The sequence below is a fragment of the Xenorhabdus yunnanensis genome (assembly GCF_028598805.1).
In the GTDB taxonomy this organism is placed as follows: domain Bacteria; phylum Pseudomonadota; class Gammaproteobacteria; order Enterobacterales; family Enterobacteriaceae; genus Xenorhabdus; species Xenorhabdus yunnanensis.
Window position 1 is genome coordinate 1 of the sequence record NZ_JAQRFI010000224.1, and the last position, 509, is coordinate 509.

General features: G+C 50.3%; 1 protein-coding gene. It reads right to left on the bottom strand.

The genetic code is table 11. The annotated features are described in order from the left end of the window. On the bottom strand, positions 1-509 hold a 509-nt coding region (locus PSI23_RS23725; protein WP_273557039.1), incomplete at both ends, for an Ig-like domain-containing protein.

Consider the following 509-nt stretch of genomic DNA (forward strand, 5'->3'; position numbering starts at 1 on the left):
GCTGCTGGGATCGAGGATATCCGCCAGTGATTGCCCGAAAGTAATAGTGGCAGGGTGTTTCATCTGCTTGCCGAACACTTCCGGTGTCAGTGTCCATTTGCCTTTTTTCGCCCCAGCGGTGACCGGAACTTCATAAATGCCACTGCCCGGTGGCACTTCTTTGGCCTGACCATAGGAAGGCATATTACCTTTGCCATACAGCTCGTGGTTATCCTCGATCCACTTGATGCTGTTCTCTGCCCCGGTAATAGGGTGACCATTAATATCTTTCAGGTTCAGCTTAATAACCGTGGTATCCCCTTCATTGGGCAGTTCGCTTTTTTCCGGAATAAACGCAGATTTGTCCAGATCAACCAGGTCAGCTTTTGACGCGCCAAAGGTAATTTCCGTCGGCGTTTCCAGTGGCTTGCCCTCTACTTTGGTGGTGATTTTCCATGCACCGGTTTTATCACCAGCCTTGACTTCCACCTTGTAGATCCCGCTGTTTTCCGGCTCTTCCCACACCTTAT